This is a genomic window from Streptomyces sp. NPDC028298 (genome assembly GCF_055565895.1).
The window spans coordinates 1216060-1231551 of record NZ_JBVHTL010000001.1; the positions used below are offsets into that span (position 1 = coordinate 1216060).

Genomic DNA, 15492 nt, shown 5'->3' on the forward strand with positions numbered 1-15492 from the left:
GGCGCTGACCAGATCTTTCGACGCAAGGGGATCTCGATCGACATGACAACCACCGGCTACTCGACATCGGTTCCACCCCGAGAGGTGAAGGACCGGAACGGACGCGTGTACCGCGTCGGCGAGACCGACATCGACATCATGGGCCGCAGACGCGCGTGGATGGTCGTCCTGCCCTGGGCGGGCATGCTGGGCATCAGCTCGGCCGAGTACGCGTTCACCTCCGCGGAGGACACCCTTCACGAGGCTCATCTGTGGAGCAGCGGACACATCTTCTGGCTGATGGGCGTCTGGATCTTCTTCCAGGCGGCCGTGGCCTTCCCGGCCGGGCGGCTGCGGGAGAGCGGCAGGCTCCCCGCCCGTACGGCCATGCTGCTGGGCGCGCTCGGCACGCTGCTCGGCTATGTGTCCCTGGCGTTCGCCCCGCATGTGGCGGTCGCCTATCTCGGCTTCGGCATGTGCAGCGGCATCGGAGCGGGTCTCGTCTACGCGACCTGCGTGAACATGGTCGGCAAGTGGTATCCGGAGCGCAAGGGCGGCAAGACGGGCTTCGTCAACGGCGGTTTCGCCTACGGGTCCGTGCCCTTCGTCTTCCTGTTCACCTCGTACATGGACCTGGGCAACTACCGGGGCGTCCTGGTGGGCGTCGGCCTGGTCTGCTGTGCCCTGGTCGCGGCGGCCGGCTGGTTCTTCAAGGACCCGCCGAAGGGCTGGTGGCCGCCGGACGTGGACCCGTTGAAGGTGCCGGACGACCCGAGGATCCGGCGGGCGCTGGAGAAGAACCCGCCGGCCGTGAAGCAGTACACCCCGAAGGAGGCCGCGCGTACCCCTGTTCTGTGGATGATGTGGTTCTGTCTGCTGTGCACGGCCGGGATCAACATCTTCGGCATCGCCTTCCAGGTCCCGTTCGGCAAGGACATGGGCTTCGCGGGCGGGATCGTGGCCACGGCGATGTCGCTGAAGGCGATCGTCAACGGCACCGGTCGCGGGGTCATCGGCTGGATCTCCGACCGCGCCGGACGGCGTCACACGCTGATCATCGTGTGTCTGGTGCTGGGTTCGGCCCAGTTCGGTGTGCTGGTCTCGGGCCAGATGGGCAGCATGCCGTTCTTCCTGTTCTGCTCCATGGTCTCCGGCTTCGGGGGCGGCGCGATCTTCCCGCTGTTCGCGGCCATGACCGCGGACTACTTCGGTGAGAACAACAACGCCTCGAACTACGGGATGGTCTACAGCTCGAAGCTCATCTCGGGCCTCGTGGGCTCCGGCATGGGCGCGGTCGTCGTCGGCGCGTGGGACTACCACGGAGCCTTCGTGCTCGCCGGGTCCATCGGTCTGGCGTCCGCCGTGCTGGCCCTGTTCCTCAAGGCGCCGGGCCGGCCCACGGCCCGCGGCATCGTCCCCAATCCACACCCGCTCGGCGAGGAGATGGCGTCATGACGGCGGAACCGACGGCGGCGAAGGACTCGCCGGACGAGCCCGGCGCCCGGGGGCGCGCGTACCGGGAGCTGACGGACGCCCGGGGCCGCGTCTACCGGGTCGGCGAGAGCGACCGGGACATCCTCGGCCATTCGCGCGCGTTCATGGTCTACCTGCCCTGGGTCGCCATGATGGCCATCAGTGTCTTCGAGTACGCCTACGGCTCGGCCGAGGACACCCTGTCCCACGCCCACGGCTGGACGCAGAGCAACACCTTCTGGATCCTCAGCGTCTGGGTGTTCTTCCAGGCCGGCATCGCCTTCCCGGCGGGCTGGCTGCGGGAGAGGGGCATCTTGACGGCACGTCAGGCCATGTACGTGGGCTCGGTCATGTGCGCGGCCGGGTTCCTGGCCCTGTCTCATCTGGACGACGTGCTCCTGGCGATCCTGGGCTTCGGCGTCGTCGGCGGTGTCGGGTCCGGTCTGGTGTACGCGACCTGCATCAACATGGTCGGGAAGTGGTACCCCGAACGGCGTGGCGCGCGGACGGGGTTCGTCAACGGCGGCTTCGCGTACGGCTCCCTGCCGTTCATCTTCATCTTCAACTACGCCTTCGACACGGCCAATTACCACCGCGTGCTGGACCTCATCGGCTGTTACGTGATGGTCGTGGTGCTGACCGCCGCGTTCTTCTTCAAGGACCCGCCGAAGAACTGGTGGCCGGCGGACGTCGACCCGCTGGCCCACGGCGGTTCCGGGAAGGCGGCCGCGGGCCTCGCGAAGAACCCTCCGGCCGTGAAGCAGTACACCCCCAAGGAGGCGATCAGGACCGGCATGCTCCCGCTGATGTGGGTCGCGCTGGTGATGACCGCCGGTGTGTCGATCTTCGGGATCTCCTTCCAGGTCGACTTCGCCAAGGAGGTGGGCTTCGGACCGCTGGTGGCGGCCTCGTCCATGGGAGTGATGGCGGTCGTCAACGGTGTGGGCCGGGGTGTGGTGGGCTGGCTCTCCGACACCTGGGGGCGCAAGCAGACGCTGGTCTTCGTGATCGTGGTCCTGGGACTCGCGCAGTTCGGCGTGATCTGGGCCGGCGACGTCCACAGCGAGGCGCTGTTCCTGTTCTTCGCCTTCCTCTCCGGATTCGGCGGCGGGGCGTTCTACCCGATGTTCGCGGCGCTGACCCCGGACTACTTCGGCGAGAACTACAACGCCACCAACTACGGGCTGGTGTACAGCGGAAAGCTGATCAGCGGTCTGTTCGGCGGCGGACTCGGCTCGATGGTGGTCGCCGCCTGGGGCTACGACGGCGCGTACGCGCTGGCCGGCGGCATCTCCATGGTGGCGGCCGCGGTCGCCCTGCTGCTGCGGCAGCCGGGGCGCAGTACCGCGGACACCTCGGCACCGCAGCCGCAGCCGGTGGGCTGAGCGGCGGCGGGCCCCGCGGAGAAGCGGTCCCCCTCGCCGTGTGGCGAGGGGGGCCGCTTCCGCGCAAGGGGCCGGGACCCCCGTACCCGGCCCCTCCCCCGCGTTCCCGGGGTCCTGTTCCCCGCCCCCGGGCCTACGCCCCCCGATCCCCCGGTCCCCCGGCCTAGCCGTTGCCGCCGAACGCCGCGTCGAACGACGCCGACGGCGGCTCGAAGTCGTACGTCTTGAGCCGGGCCAGGGCCTCGGGCGCGCCGTGGAGGCGGTCCATGCCGGCGTCCTCCCACTCGACCGAGACGGGCCCGGCGTAGCCGATGGAGCGCAGCATGCGGAAGACGTCCTCCCAGGGGACGTCGCCGTGGCCCGCCGAGACGAAGTCCCAGCCGCGGCGCGGGTCTCCCCAGGGCAGATGGGAGCCGAGCCGTCCGTTGCGGCCGTCGAGGCGGGTCCGGGCCTCCTTGCAGTCGACGTGGTAGATGCGGTCGCGGAAGTCGTAGAGGAATCCGACGGGGTCGAGGTCCTGCCAGACGAAATGGGAGGGGTCGAAGTTGAGGCCGAAGGCGGGCCGGTGGCCGATCGCCTCCAGGGCCTTGTGCGTGGTCCAGTAGTCGTAGGCGATCTCGCTCGGGTGGACCTCGTGCGCGAAGCGGACGCCCTCGGCGTCGAAGACGTCGAGGACGGGGTTCCAGCGGGTGGCGAAGTCCTCGTAACCCCGCTCGATCATCGCTTCGGGCACGGGCGGGAACATGGCGACGAGGTGCCAGATCGCCGAGCCGGTGAATCCGATGACGGTGTCGACGCCGAGGGCGGCCGCCGCGCGGGCGGTGTCGGCGATCTCGGCGGCGGCCCGCCTGCGGACTCCCTCCGGTTCGCCGTCGCCCCAGACACGGGCGGGCAGGATCGCCAGATGGCGTTCGTCGATGATGGCGTCGCAGACGGCCTGGCCGACCAGATGGTTGGAGATCGCCAGGCACTTGAGACCGTACTTGTCGAGGAGCGCGCGCCGGGACTCCACGTAGGAGGGATCCGCGAGCGCTTTGTCGACCTCGAAGTGGTCGCCCCAGCAGGCGAGTTCGAGTCCGTCGTAGCCGAAGTCGCGGGCCAGCCGGCAGACCTCCTCGAGAGGCAGGTCGGCCCACTGGCCGGTGAAGAGCGTGAAGTCGCGCGGCATTTCGGGGCCTCCTCAGACCGCTACGGGGGTGTACGTGGAGTTCTTGCCGGCGCTCTCCTCGACCGCGGCGAGGACGCGCTGGACCTGGAGTCCGTCGGCGAAGGACGGTTCGGGTGGCCGCCCGTCCGCGATGGCCCGCACGAAGTCGCGGGCCTGGTGCGCGAAGGTGTGCTCGTAGCCGAGACCGTGGCCCGGCGGCCACCAGGCGTCGAGGTAGGGGTGGTCGGGCTCGGTGACGAGGATGCGCCGGAAGCCGGCGTGGGCGGCGGGTTCGGTGTGGTCGTGGTAGGAGAGTTCGTTGAGCCGTTCCAGGTCGAAGGCCAGCGAACCGCGGTCTCCGTTGAGTTCGAGGCGCAGGGAGTTCTTGCGCCCGGCCGCGAAGCGGGAGGCCTCGAAGGAGGCGAGGGCGCCGGAGGCGAAGCGGGCGGTGAACAGGGCGGCGTCGTCGACGGTGACGGCGTCCGAACGGGATCCCCGCGCGGGCCCGGAGGCCGACAGCCCGCCGGCCGGCCGTGCGGGCAGGGGCCGTCGGCGTACGAAGGTCTCGGTGAGCGCGGAGACCCCGCCGAGCGGCTCCCCCGCCAGGTACTGCGCGAGGTCGACGATGTGGGCCCCGAGATCGCCGAGGGCGCCGGAGCCGGCCCTCTCCTTGCGGAGCCGCCAGGTGAGCGGGAACTCGGGGTCGGTCAGCCAGTCCTGAAGGTACGTCACCCGCACGTGCCGCAGGGTGCCGAGGCGGCCCTCGGCCACCATCGCGCGGGCCAGCGCCGTGGCGGGGAGGCGGCGGTAGTTGAAGCCCACCATCGACATCTGGCCGCGTGCGGCGGCCTCGGCCGCGGCCGCCGCCATCGCCTCCGCCTCCTCGACGGTGTTGGCGAGCGGCTTCTCGCACAGCACGTGCTTGCCCGCGGCCAGCGCGGCGACGGCGATCTCGGCGTGGCTGTCGCCAGGGGTGCAGATGTCGACGACGTCGACGTCGTCCCGGGTGATCAGGGCGCGCCAGTCGGTCTCGGCGGCTCCCCAGCCGTGCCGGCCGGCCATGGCGCGTACGGCCTGTTCGTCGCGGCCGCAGACGGCGGCGAGGACCGGGCGGCGCGGCAGGTCGAAGACGCGGCCCACGGTGCGCCAGCCCTGTGAGTGGGCGGCGCCCATGAACGCGTAACCGACCATGCCCACGCCCAGGGGCGGTTTCGCGGCCTCGTCGCCCTGGTCCGGCTGTCCCATGCGGTGGTCCTCCTCGTGGTCGTGGCGCGGTGGGGGTGGGGCCCGGTCCCGCCGGACCGGGCCCCGCGGGCGGCGGTTCGCATCACCGGAAGCCGGTGGCCATGTACTGCTGGACGTTGTCCTTGTCGACGACGGCCGAGTAGAGCGTGAGCGAGGCGGGGATCTCGAACTCGGCGAGCCCGCTGATGCCCTTGCCCTGGCCGAGGGTGCGGGCGAGGTCGATCGCGGAGGCCGCCATGGTCGGCGGGTACAGGACGGTGGCCTTCAGGACGCTGTTGTCGGCGTCGATGGCCTGGAAGGCGGAGAGCGCTCCGGCTCCGCCGACCATGAGGAAGCCGTCGCGGCCGGCCTGCTTGATGGCCCGCAGCGCTCCCACGCCCTGGTCGTCGTCGTGGTTCCACAGCGCGTCGAACTCCGGCTGGGCCTGGAGGAGCTGGGACATCTTGGCCTGGCCGGACTCGACGGTGAACTCGGCGGCCTGGCGGGCGACCTTGGTGATGTTCGGGTAGTTCTTCAGAGCGGCGTCGAAGCCCTCGGTGCGCTGCTTGGTGAGTTCCAGGTTGTCGAGCCCCGCGAGCTCGATGACCTTGGCGTTCTTCCTGCCCTTGAGCTTCTCGCCGATGTAGTGGCCGGCGCTGAGGCCCATGCCGTAGTTGTCGCCGCCGATCCAGCAGCGGTACGCCTGGGGCGAGTTGAAGATGCGGTCGAGGTTGACGACCGGGATGCCGGCGCGCATCGCCTTGAGGCCGACCTGGGTCAGCGCCTTGCCGTCGGCGGGCAGCACGACCAGGACGTCGACCTTCTTGTTGATCAGGGTCTCGATCTGGCCGATCTGCGCCGCCGTGTCGTTGGAGCCCTCGGTGATCTCCAGGGTCACGTCCTTGTACTTCCCGGCGCGGCTCTTGGCGTTGTCGTTGATGGCGTTGAGCCAGCCGTGGTCGGCCTGGGGCCCGGCGAAGCCGATCGTGACGTGCTTGCCGGGCTTGCCGTCGGCGGCCGGGCCGGAGTTCGCGGCGGGGTTCGCGTCCTTGGTGTCGTTGCTGGTGCAGCCGGTGAGGAGGGCACCGGCCGAGACGGCGGCGGTCCCGAGGAGAAGTCCTCTGCGGCTGGTCGGGCTCGTTGGTACTGGCATGGCGGTGGACCCTTCCCGTGTCAGGTCGTGCTTGCTGTGCGCCGCTGGACCAGGACCGCGGCGACGATGATCGCGCCCTTGGCGATCTGCTGGACGTCGCTCTGGAGGTTGTTCAGCGCGAAGATGTCGGTGATCGTCGTGAAGATCAGCACGCCGAGCACCGAACCGGTGATGGTGCCGCGGCCCCCGCTGAGCAGGGTGCCGCCGATGATCGCCGCCGCGATGGCGTCGAGCTCGTAGAGGTTGCCGTTGGTGTTCTGGCCCGAGCCGGACAGGATGACCAGCAGGAACGCGGCGATGCCGCAGCACAGTCCGGAGAGCAGGTACAGGTACAGGCGCTGGCGTCGTACGTCGATGCCGGCGAGCCGGGCCGCCTCCGCGTTGCCTCCGACGGCGACCGTGCGCCGGCCGAAGGTGGTGCGGTTGAGCACCAGCCAGCCGATGACGGTGACGAGGGCGAAGACCAGGACGAGCGGCGGGACGCCCAGGACGTAGGAGTCGCGTTCGCCGAGCTTCAGGATTCCGTCCACGGTGACGATCTGGGTCCGGCCGTCGGTGATCTGGAGGGCCAGCCCGCGGGCCGAGGCGAGCATGGCGAGCGTCGCGATGAAGGGGACCATCCCGCCGTACGCGACGAGCAGTCCGTTGACCAGGCCGCAGCCGAGTCCGACGAGCACGGCGGTGACGAGGATGCCGGTGAAGCCGTACTCCTGGGTGGCGACCGTCGTGGCCCAGACCGAGGCGAGGGCGACGATCGCGCCCACCGACAGATCGATGCCGCCCGAGGTGATGACGAAGGTCATGCCGACGGTGACGACGCCGATCACCGAGGCCTGGGTGAGCACGAGTTGGAGGTTGCGGGTGTCGAGGAACTCGTCGGGCCGGGTGACGCCGCCGATGACGACGAGGACGGCCAGGACGCCGAGGAGCGAGAGCGTGCGGACGTCGGCGCGGGCCACCACGGTGCGCCACGCGGGGGCTTCGCCCGTGGCGGGCACCTTGCCGGTGCCGTCCCGGGGCGGGGACACGAACTGCGTCATGACGCCTGACTCCCTTCACTGGCCACGGGGCCTCCTTCCAGCACGAGGTCGAGTACGCGGTGTTCGTCGAGGTCCCGGGCGGGCGCCGTGTGCACGACCCGGCCCTCGCGCAGCACCAGGACGCGGTCGGCGAGTCCGAGCACCTCGGGGACCTCGCTGGAGACCATGAGGACGGCGAGGCCCTCGTCGGCGAGCCGGCGGATCACCGCGTACAGCTCGGCGCGCGCCCCGACGTCGACGCCGCGGGTGGGCTCGTCGAGGAGCAGGACGCGGCAGCCGCGCAGCAGCCAGCGCGCCAGCACGGCCTTCTGCTGGTTGCCGCCGGACAGGGTCCTGACCGGGAGGGCGGGATCGTCGGGGCGCAGGGAGAGCTCACGGGTGGCGGCCCGTGCCGCTCCGCGCTCGGCCCGCCGGTCGATCCAGCCCCCGCGCGCGTAGCGGGACATGGAGGAGACGGAGACGTTGCGGGTGACCGACTCCAGCATCAGCAGGGCCTGCGCCTTGCGTTCCTCGGGGGCCAGTCCGAGGCCGGCGCGCACCGCGGCCCGGACGCTGCCGGTGCGCAGCGGCTTCCCGCCGACGCTCACCCGGCCGGTGGTGGGCCTGCGCGCTCCGTAGATCGTCTCCAGGATCTCGGAGCGGCCCGAGCCGACCAGCCCGGCCAGTCCGACGATCTCACCCGGTCGTACGTCGAGGTCGAACGGGGCGAACTCGCCCTGGCGGGAGAGTCCTTGGACCGAGAGCACCGGCTCGGCCGGTGGCCGTTCACGGGGCCGGTCGGGGAAGACGTACTCGACGCTGCGCCCGGTCATGAGGGAGACCACCTCGCGGGTGGGGGTCGATCGGGCGGGCAGCCCGCCCGCGACCGCGCGTCCGTCCTTCAGGACCGTGACCCGGTCGCCGATGCGCCGGATCTCCTCCAGGCGGTGCGAGATGTAGACCACGGCGACGCCGTCAGCGGTCAGTTGGGCGACGATCCGGAAGAGGTTGCCGACCTCGTCGGGGTCGAGCGCCGCGGACGGCTCGTCCATGACGATGAGCCGTACGTCGTGGGAGAGCGCCCGCGCCATGGAGACGATCTGCCGCTGGGCGGCGGAGAGTTCACCGACGAGCCGGGCCGAGTCGATCTCCGGGTGGCCGAGCCGTTCGAGCAGCAGCGCGGTCGCGGTCCTGGCGGCCTTGCCCCTGACGACGAACCCCGCGGTGGTCGGTTCGTGTCCCAGGTGGACGTTCTCGGCGACCGACAGGCCCTCCACCAGGTCGAGTTCCTGGTAGATGGTGGCGATGCCGAGGCGCATGGCGGCGATCGGGGACTTGAGGGTGACCGGCTCGCCGCGCCAGGTGATGGTGCCGTCGTCGGGCTGGTGGGCACCGGACAGGACCTTGATGAGGGTGGACTTCCCGGCGCCGTTCTGGCCGAGCAGACAGTGCACCTCGCCGGCCTGGACGTCGAGGTCGACGCCGTCGAGGGCCCGGACTCCGGGGAACGACTTGGTGATGCCGGACATCGTGAGCAGTGGTGGTTCTGGTGCCATGACGGTTCCCTGGGGCAGGCGTGCGGGCCGGTTGCCGGGCGGTGCGCGTACGGGCGGGGGGTGGTTCGGGCACGGGGGCGGCCGGTCGCGGCGCCGGTGGTCCGATTCCTGGAGACGGTCGGTGCGGAGACGGCTGGTGCGGAGACGGCTGGTGCGGGCGCGAGGAGCTGGTGCGCGCGCGGGAGGAGGTGGCTTACGCGGGCGAGAACAGGTGGTCGCTGATCAGCCGGGCCCCGCCGATGACTCCGGCTGCCGGGCCCAGCTCCCCGAGGACGATGGGCAGATTGCCGGTCGCGAGCGGCAGCGACTGGCGGTAGACCTGGGTGCGGATCGCGGCGAGCAGGGTGTGGCCGAGACCGGTCACCCCGCCGCCGATCACCACCAGGGCGGGATTGAAGAAGCTGACGAGCGCCGCGATGACCTGTCCGGTGCGGTTGCCGCCCTCCCGGATCAGATCGAGCGCGGTGGCGTCGCCCGCCGCGGCGGCCGCGGCGACGTCGACGGCGCTCAGCGCGCCGTTCGCCGCCAGCCGTGCGGCGAGTTCGGCCGAGCGGCCCTGCTGGACCGCCTCCACGGCGTCGCGCGCCAGCGCGGCACCGCTGAAGTGGGCCTCCAGGCAGCCCCGGTTGCCGCAGGCGCACGGACGCCCGTCGGGCACGGCCTGGATGTGCCCGATGTCGCCCGCGCTGCCGGTCGCGCCGCGGTGGACCTCTCCGCCGACGACGATGCCGCAGCCGATGCCGGTACCGATCTTGACGCAGAGGAAGTCGCCCACGGAGCGGGCGACGCCCGCGTGCTGCTCCCCCATGGCCATCAGGTTCACGTCGTTGTCGACCATGACCGGACAGCCGAGTTCCTGGCCGAGTGCCTCACGGACCGGGAAGCCGTCCCAGCCCGGCATGATCGGCGGGGCGACCGGGACCCCCTCGGGGAAACGGACCGGACCGGGAACGCCGATCCCCGCCCCGTCGAACCCCTCCGCGATCCCCGAGGCCTTCAACTTGGCCGCCATGGAGAGCACTTGCTCGCAGACCGCGACCGGTCCCTCGCGTACGTCCATGGGCTGGTTGAGGTGCCCGAGGATCTCCAGCTCCGCGTTGGTGACGGCCACGTCGACCGACGTCGCCCCGATGTCGACGCCCAGGAACCGCAGCGCCGGGGAGAGCCGGACGTTGTGGGAACGGCGGCCGCCCCGCGAGGCGGCGAGTCCGTCGGCCACCACGAGGCCGGTCTCCAGGAGCCGGTCCACCTCGACGGCCAGCTTCGACCGGGAGAGGTCGACGCGATCGCCGAGCTGGGCACGGGAGTTGGGGCCGCCGTCACGCAACAGACGCAGCAGCCGGGCCTGATGGGCGTTCGCGGGTCGTGCCGTCATCCGTCTCACGAACCCCTCCCGCCTCGGCCGACACCTGCGTCGGTCACATTCCGGCCACCGTCACCGGTCGCGCTTTCGAGGGGAACGTAGCAGCGGCTGCCGGGAGTTGGAAGAAGTCGTGCACGGATTGCAGCAGACTTTTCCCACTCCCAGGACAAAGGGAGATCGGCGGGCGAAGGACCGGGCTCGAGGCCAGGCGGCCCCTTACGATCTCCGCAGACCATCTGTCACGGGGGGACACATGAACAGGACAGGGGACGGTGCGGGGCCCAGGCCGGTGACCGAGGCTGAGCCGTCCGAGGCGCCGGGGCACGGGCCGGTGGCCGAGGCTGAGCCGTCCGAGGTGCCGGGGACCACGTACTCGGCGGGCGGGACCGGACAGCCGACGGGCGACGAGGTCGGCGGGACCGGACGGCCCGCGGGCGACGAGGCGGGGCGGCGCGTCAGTACGCTGGAGCTCTTCTTCGACCTCGTCTTCGTCTTCACCCTCACCCAGCTCACGGTGCTGCTCGCCGCCGACCTGTCGTTCGCGACGGCGGCCCGCGTCGCGCTGATCTTCGTGGTGCTGTTCTGGATGTACGGCGCGTACGCGTATCTCACCAACCAGGTTCCGCCGGACCGGCCTTCACGGCGGATCCTGCTGATGCTCGGCATGGGCGCGTTCCTGGTGTGCGCGCTGGCCATCCCGCGCGCCTTCGACGACGGCGGTGTGGTCTTCGGCCTGGGCTTCCTGGGCGTCGTCCTCGTGCACAGCGCGCTCTACACCCGCAGCCACGGCCGTGACGTCATCTGGTACGCGGTGCCGAACGCGCTCGCCGCGCTGGCCGTCACGGCGGCTGGCCTGTTCGACGGCCCGGGCGCCGACGGTCTGTGGCTGCTGGCCGTGGTCCTCCAGTTCGTCACGCCGTTCTTCGCCGAACACGGGGCCAGGCGCCGGGGCGGGCGGGACGCCGCGGTGCTGCGGGCACAGTTGGGCGCGCTCGACCCGGCCCACTTCGTCGAGCGGCACGGGCTGCTGCTCATCGTCGCGTTCGGCGAGTCCGTCATCGCGATCGGCATCGGGATCGGGAGCCGGCCGCTCACCGTGGATCTGTTCGTCGGAGCCTTCCTCGCGCTCGCGCTGGCCGGTGCCCTGTGGTGGACGTACTTCGTACGCGACGAGCACGCGGCGGAGGCCGTGTTCACGGCGACACCGCCGGACCGTCGCTGGCGCCTGGCGATGAACGCGTACTACTACGCCTTCCTGCCCATGCTGCTCGGCATCGCCTACTGCGCGACCGGGGTGAAGAAGACGCTCGGCCATCTCACCGAGCAGTCCGCCACCGGGCCCGCGCTGACGCTCGCGGGCGGGGTCGCCCTGTTCCTCGCCGGGGACGTGGCGTTCCGTTCGGTGCTGCGGCTGTGGCCGGTGACGTTCCGCGCGGTCGCGGTGCCCGTCGCGGCGGCCACGGCGCTGCTCGGCATCCGTTTCTCGGCGGTCACCGAACTGCTGGCGCTGGTGGGGGTGTTGGTGGTGATGCTCGGCGCGGAGGCCCGCTGGTCACCCTCCCGACCCGGCCCCCGGACGGCGCCGGCGCCCACCGGCTGACGAGCGGAGACGACAAGCAGAGGACCAGAAGAGGGCCAGGAGAGGACCAGCCGAGACGGCGGCGTCCGCCGTCTCGGCTACTTTTCGCGGTCGTGGTACATCTGCCGTGTGTGCTCGGTGTGCGCGCGCATGACCGTGGTGGCCCGCTGTCCGTCGCGCTCCGCTATCGCGGCGATCAGCTCGCGGTGCTCGATCCAGGACTGCCGCCCGCGCTGCCGGGCCACCGGCGTGTAGTACCAGCGGACTCGGCGGTCGACCTGCGCGGCGAGTTCGGCGAGGACCGCGTTGCCCGCGAGTTCCATGACCTTGGCGTGCAGTCGCGCGTTCGTCGCGACCGCGGCGTCGACGTCGTCGGCGGCGACCGCCCGTTCACCCTCGGTGCACAGCTCTTCGAGCGCGCTGACGGCCGCCGGACTCGCGTTGGCGGCGGCGAGCCGGGCCGCCTCCGCCTCCAGGAGCGTACGGACGGTGAGGAGCTGGTCGGCCTCCTCCTCGGTCGGCTCGTGTACGAACGCGCCCTGGGCGGGCCGGAGGTCGACCCAGCCGTCCGTGCTCAGCCGTTGCAGGGCCTCGCGCACCGGCTGCCGTGACACTCCGAGATGACCGGCGAGCTCGCTCTCGACCAGGTGCTGGCCCGGCTGGAGGGCGCGGGTGGTGATGAGTTCGAGCAGCGCTTCGTAGACACGGTCACGGAGCGGGCCGGGCCGCTCCAGCTTCGGTACCGCTCCCTGAGGCAGGCCTGTCGACAACATCACGGTCCCTCCCTGGGCAGCGTCGTCGCCGCGATAAGGAAAGTCGATTATCAATTGTCTTTCGCCTACAGTCTACGGCGCACAAACGAGCCGACCGGCACGGGAGTTGGGCTTGTCACACCCGGGGACCCGGGCGCCGGGCGGACGGCTCGGACCCGCGGACGGCCCGGATCACCTCAGCGACGGCTCCGTCCCGCGAAGGGCCGGTCCGCCGTCCGGTCCGCCTCACGGGCAGCGGACGACCTGCCCCGCGTAGGAGAGGTTGCCGCCGAAGCCGAACAGCAGGACGGGGTCGCCGGTGGAGATCTCGCCGCGCTCGACCAGCTTGGAGAAGGCGAGCGGGATGCTGGCGGCCGAGGTGTTCCCGGAGTCGACCACATCGCGCGCGACGACCGCGTTGACCGCGCCGATCTTCAGGGCGAGCGGCTCGATGATCCGCAGGTTGGCCTGGTGCAGGACGACCCCGGCCAGGTCCTCGGGGGCGAGGCCGGCGCGCTCGCAGGCCTTCCGGGCGATCGGCGGGAGCTGGGTGGTGGCCCAGCGGTAGACGCTCTGTCCCTCCTGCGCGAACCGGGAGGGGGTGCCCTCGATGCGCACCGCGTGCCCCATCTCGGGGACCGAGCCCCACAGCACCGGCCCGATGCCGGGCTCCTCGCCCGCGGGGCAGGCCTCGACCACGGCGGCCCCCGCGCCGTCGCCGACGAGAACGCACGTGGTGCGGTCGGTCCAGTCCGTCACGTCGGTCATCTTGTCGGCGCCGATGACGAGCGCCCGGGTCGCGGCGCCGGCCCGCACGGTGTGGTCGGCGGTGGCGAGGGCGTGGGTGAACCCGGCGCAGACGACGTTGACGTCCATCGCGGCCGGGGAGGGGATGCCGAGACGGGCGGCGACCCGGGCGGCCATGTTCGGGGACCGGTCGACGGCCGTGGAGGTGGCGACGAGGACGAGGTCGATGTCGCCGGGCGTCAGACCGGCCGAGGCGAGCGCCTTGGCGGCCGCGTGCGCCGCCAGCTCGTCGACCGGTTCGTCGGGCCCGGCGACATGGCGGGTCCGGATGCCCACACGGCTCCGGATCCACTCGTCACTGGTGTCGACCATGCCCGCCAGATCCTCGTTGGTGAGTACCTTGGCGGGCTGATAATGGCCGACGGCGGCGATCCGTGTGCCGTTCATGTGGTCCCCCTCGTGCTTCGGGTAGCGGGATCCACCAGTCTGATCAGTGACTCGCGGGTACGACGGCAGGTGATGCCACAGGATTGCGCCGCCAGGCTTGTCGGCTTCTGTCAGACCTTGGGACGTCCGAACAACTACCCCGAGAACAGTTGAGTGGCCTTCTGTACGAGCTCGTAGACGCCGTAGCACAGGGGCGCACCGACCCACAGCCACGCGAACGCGGTCAGGGCCGGCCGGGCGCGGGGGCCCGGGACAGCGGCGGGGACACCGGCGGCGTCAGGCGGACTCGGACTGCTGTCGTGCGACATCGGCGGCCTCCCTGGGCGCGGGGATGTGATGGCGGGGGTGCACGGGGCGGACGAACTCGTTGGCGACGAAGCCGACGGCGAGCAGCCCGATCATGATCAGGAACGACAGTCCGTACAGGGACGAGCCGTGCTTGCCCGCGGCCTCCTGGTGGTCGGCGATCCGGTTCACGATCAGCGGCCCGAGGACGCCGGCGGTGGACCAGGCGGTGAGCAGCCGTCCGTGGATGGCGCCGACCTGGTACGTGCCGAACAGGTCCTTCAGATAGGCCGGGACCGTGGCGAAGCCTCCGCCGTAGAAGGAGAGGATCACCAGCGCGCTCAGGATGAACAGGGGCTTGGAGGAATCTCCGAACCACGCGATGAGCGCGTACATCAGGGCGCCGGCCCCGAGGTAGACCCGGTAGACGTTCTTGCGGCCGATCAGGTCGGAGGTCGAGGACCAGCCGATCCGGCCGGCCATGTTGGCGGCGGAGAGCAGGGCGACGAATCCGGCCGCCGCGGTGGCGGTGACCGGAGTGGAACTGTCCGCGAAGAAGTCCGTGATCATCGGGGCGGCCTTCTCCAGGATGCCGATGCCCGCGGTGACGTTCATGCACAGGACGACCCACAGCAGCCAGAACTGCGGGGTGCGGACGGCGTTGCGGGCGGAGACCTGGACCCCGTCGAGGGCGCTCGGCCCGGACGGGGCCGGTGTCTCGCCGCGCGGGACGCGCACCAGCAGCACGCCGAGGGTCATGAACACGGCGTACGACAGTCCGTGCACGAGGAAGGCGACGGCGATCCCGGAGGAGTCGGAACCGAACGACTTCAGCATCTGGGCGGACCAGGGCGAGGCGATCAGCGCGCCGCCGCCGAAGCCCATGATCGCGATGCCGGTGGCCATTCCTGGCCGGTCCGGGAACCACTTGATCAGTGTGGAGACCGGTGAGATGTAGCCGATGCCGAGGCCGGTGCCGCCGACGAAGCCGTAGCCGAGGACGATCAGCCAGTACTGCTCGGTGGCCGCGCCGAGCGCGGAGATGAGGAAGCCGGACGAGAAGCAGACCAGGGCGACGGTCATGGCCCAGCGCGGGCCGTTGCGCTCGACGAGGGTGCCGCCGAACGCGGCCGACAGGCCGAGCATCACGATGGCGAGCTGGAAGGGCAGCGCGCTCTGCGTCCCGCTGAGACCGAGCGCGGATTCGAGCGGCGGCTTGAAGACGCTCCAGGCGTAGGCCTGGCCGATGGAGAGGTGGACCGACAGGGCGGCCGGCGGGACGAGCCAGCGGCTCCAACCGGGGGGTGCGACGGGAGGGCTCATGATCCAGGACGATAGGAAGCGGTTGTCCGGCTGTGAAGCGGGGTGACACGAACTCGTCGA

At 71.2% G+C, this 15492-nt stretch carries 13 protein-coding genes; 3 read left to right on the forward strand and 10 right to left on the reverse strand.

Annotation, left to right across the window (positions count from 1 at the left end; genetic code table 11):
- Window positions 1–42: 42 nt before the first annotated feature.
- Entirely contained in the window at window positions 43–1434 is a 1392-nt protein-coding gene (locus ACZ4TO_RS05440; protein WP_385049114.1) for an OFA family MFS transporter, read from the forward strand.
- Window positions 1431–2837: an OFA family MFS transporter gene (locus ACZ4TO_RS05445; protein WP_385049111.1), complete on the forward strand. Its 1407-nt coding sequence runs from the start codon at window positions 1431–1433 to the stop codon at window positions 2835–2837. The genes ACZ4TO_RS05440 and ACZ4TO_RS05445 overlap by 4 nt, the downstream gene beginning before the upstream one ends.
- 163 nt (window positions 2838–3000) lie before the next feature.
- Here the strand turns inward: ACZ4TO_RS05445 and ACZ4TO_RS05450 are convergent, their stop codons facing one another.
- The 6 genes from ACZ4TO_RS05450 to ACZ4TO_RS05475 form a co-directional block, all read right to left on the reverse strand.
- Window positions 3001–4005, reverse strand: coding sequence for a sugar phosphate isomerase/epimerase family protein (locus tag ACZ4TO_RS05450; protein WP_385049108.1), 1005 nt, complete (start codon window positions 4003–4005; stop codon window positions 3001–3003).
- Window positions 4006–4017: 12 nt separating this feature from the next.
- Window positions 4018–5229: a Gfo/Idh/MocA family protein gene (locus tag ACZ4TO_RS05455; protein ID WP_468023489.1), complete on the reverse strand. Its 1212-nt coding sequence runs from the start codon at window positions 5227–5229 to the stop codon at window positions 4018–4020.
- 82 nt (window positions 5230–5311) lie between these two features.
- A complete protein-coding gene (locus ACZ4TO_RS05460) occupies window positions 5312–6361 on the reverse strand; it encodes a substrate-binding domain-containing protein (protein WP_382795343.1) in 1050 nt (349 codons plus the stop codon).
- A 20-nt stretch (window positions 6362–6381) separates the two neighbouring features.
- Window positions 6382–7401, reverse strand: coding sequence for an ABC transporter permease (locus ACZ4TO_RS05465; protein WP_385049102.1), 1020 nt, complete (start codon window positions 7399–7401; stop codon window positions 6382–6384).
- Window positions 7398–8936, reverse strand: a complete 1539-nt coding sequence (locus ACZ4TO_RS05470; protein WP_468023490.1) for a sugar ABC transporter ATP-binding protein — start codon at window positions 8934–8936, stop codon at window positions 7398–7400. Before ACZ4TO_RS05470 ends, ACZ4TO_RS05465 begins: the two co-directional genes overlap by 4 nt.
- 193 nt (window positions 8937–9129) lie before the next feature.
- On the reverse strand, window positions 9130–10311 hold the full coding sequence (locus ACZ4TO_RS05475) for an ROK family transcriptional regulator (protein ID WP_468023491.1): 1182 nt from the start codon (window positions 10309–10311) through the stop codon (window positions 9130–9132).
- A 277-nt stretch (window positions 10312–10588) separates the two neighbouring features.
- On the opposite strand from ACZ4TO_RS05475, the gene ACZ4TO_RS05480 reads away from it, so the two are divergent.
- Window positions 10589–11899, forward strand: a complete 1311-nt coding sequence (locus ACZ4TO_RS05480; RefSeq protein WP_468023492.1) for a low temperature requirement protein A — start codon at window positions 10589–10591, stop codon at window positions 11897–11899.
- A 77-nt stretch (window positions 11900–11976) separates the two neighbouring features.
- On the opposite strand, the gene ACZ4TO_RS05485 is transcribed toward ACZ4TO_RS05480, so the two are convergent.
- From ACZ4TO_RS05485 to ACZ4TO_RS05500, 4 genes are all read right to left on the reverse strand, one after another.
- Window positions 11977–12651: a GntR family transcriptional regulator gene (locus ACZ4TO_RS05485; protein WP_382795330.1), complete on the reverse strand. Its 675-nt coding sequence runs from the start codon at window positions 12649–12651 to the stop codon at window positions 11977–11979.
- A gap of 225 nt (window positions 12652–12876) precedes the next feature.
- Complete coding sequence (locus ACZ4TO_RS05490; RefSeq protein ID WP_382795327.1) at window positions 12877–13824, reverse strand: beta-ketoacyl-ACP synthase III; 948 nt, start codon at window positions 13822–13824, stop codon at window positions 12877–12879.
- 134 nt (window positions 13825–13958) lie between these two features.
- Complete coding sequence (locus ACZ4TO_RS05495; protein ID WP_385049089.1) at window positions 13959–14132, reverse strand: MFS transporter small subunit; 174 nt, start codon at window positions 14130–14132, stop codon at window positions 13959–13961.
- On the reverse strand, window positions 14101–15432 hold the full coding sequence (locus ACZ4TO_RS05500) for an OFA family MFS transporter (protein WP_468023493.1): 1332 nt from the start codon (window positions 15430–15432) through the stop codon (window positions 14101–14103). Before ACZ4TO_RS05500 ends, ACZ4TO_RS05495 begins: the two co-directional genes overlap by 32 nt.
- Window positions 15433–15492: the final 60 nt, after the last annotated feature.

Coding starts and splice junctions, on each gene's coding strand:
- ACZ4TO_RS05440 (WP_385049114.1), top strand. CDS start 43: ATGACAACCACCGGCTACTCGACATCGGTTCCACCCCGAGAGGTGAAG.
- ACZ4TO_RS05445 (WP_385049111.1), top strand. CDS start 1,431: ATGACGGCGGAACCGACGGCGGCGAAGGACTCGCCGGACGAGCCCGGC.
- ACZ4TO_RS05450 (WP_385049108.1), bottom strand. CDS start 4,005: ATGCCGCGCGACTTCACGCTCTTCACCGGCCAGTGGGCCGACCTGCCT.
- ACZ4TO_RS05455 (WP_468023489.1), bottom strand. CDS start 5,229: ATGGGACAGCCGGACCAGGGCGACGAGGCCGCGAAACCGCCCCTGGGC.
- ACZ4TO_RS05460 (WP_382795343.1), bottom strand. CDS start 6,361: ATGCCAGTACCAACGAGCCCGACCAGCCGCAGAGGACTTCTCCTCGGG.
- ACZ4TO_RS05465 (WP_385049102.1), bottom strand. CDS start 7,401: ATGACGCAGTTCGTGTCCCCGCCCCGGGACGGCACCGGCAAGGTGCCC.
- ACZ4TO_RS05470 (WP_468023490.1), bottom strand. CDS start 8,936: ATGGCACCAGAACCACCACTGCTCACGATGTCCGGCATCACCAAGTCG.
- ACZ4TO_RS05475 (WP_468023491.1), bottom strand. CDS start 10,311: ATGACGGCACGACCCGCGAACGCCCATCAGGCCCGGCTGCTGCGTCTG.
- ACZ4TO_RS05485 (WP_382795330.1), bottom strand. CDS start 12,651: ATGTTGTCGACAGGCCTGCCTCAGGGAGCGGTACCGAAGCTGGAGCGG.
- ACZ4TO_RS05490 (WP_382795327.1), bottom strand. CDS start 13,824: ATGAACGGCACACGGATCGCCGCCGTCGGCCATTATCAGCCCGCCAAG.
- ACZ4TO_RS05495 (WP_385049089.1), bottom strand. CDS start 14,132: ATGTCGCACGACAGCAGTCCGAGTCCGCCTGACGCCGCCGGTGTCCCC.
- ACZ4TO_RS05500 (WP_468023493.1), bottom strand. CDS start 15,432: ATGAGCCCTCCCGTCGCACCCCCCGGTTGGAGCCGCTGGCTCGTCCCG.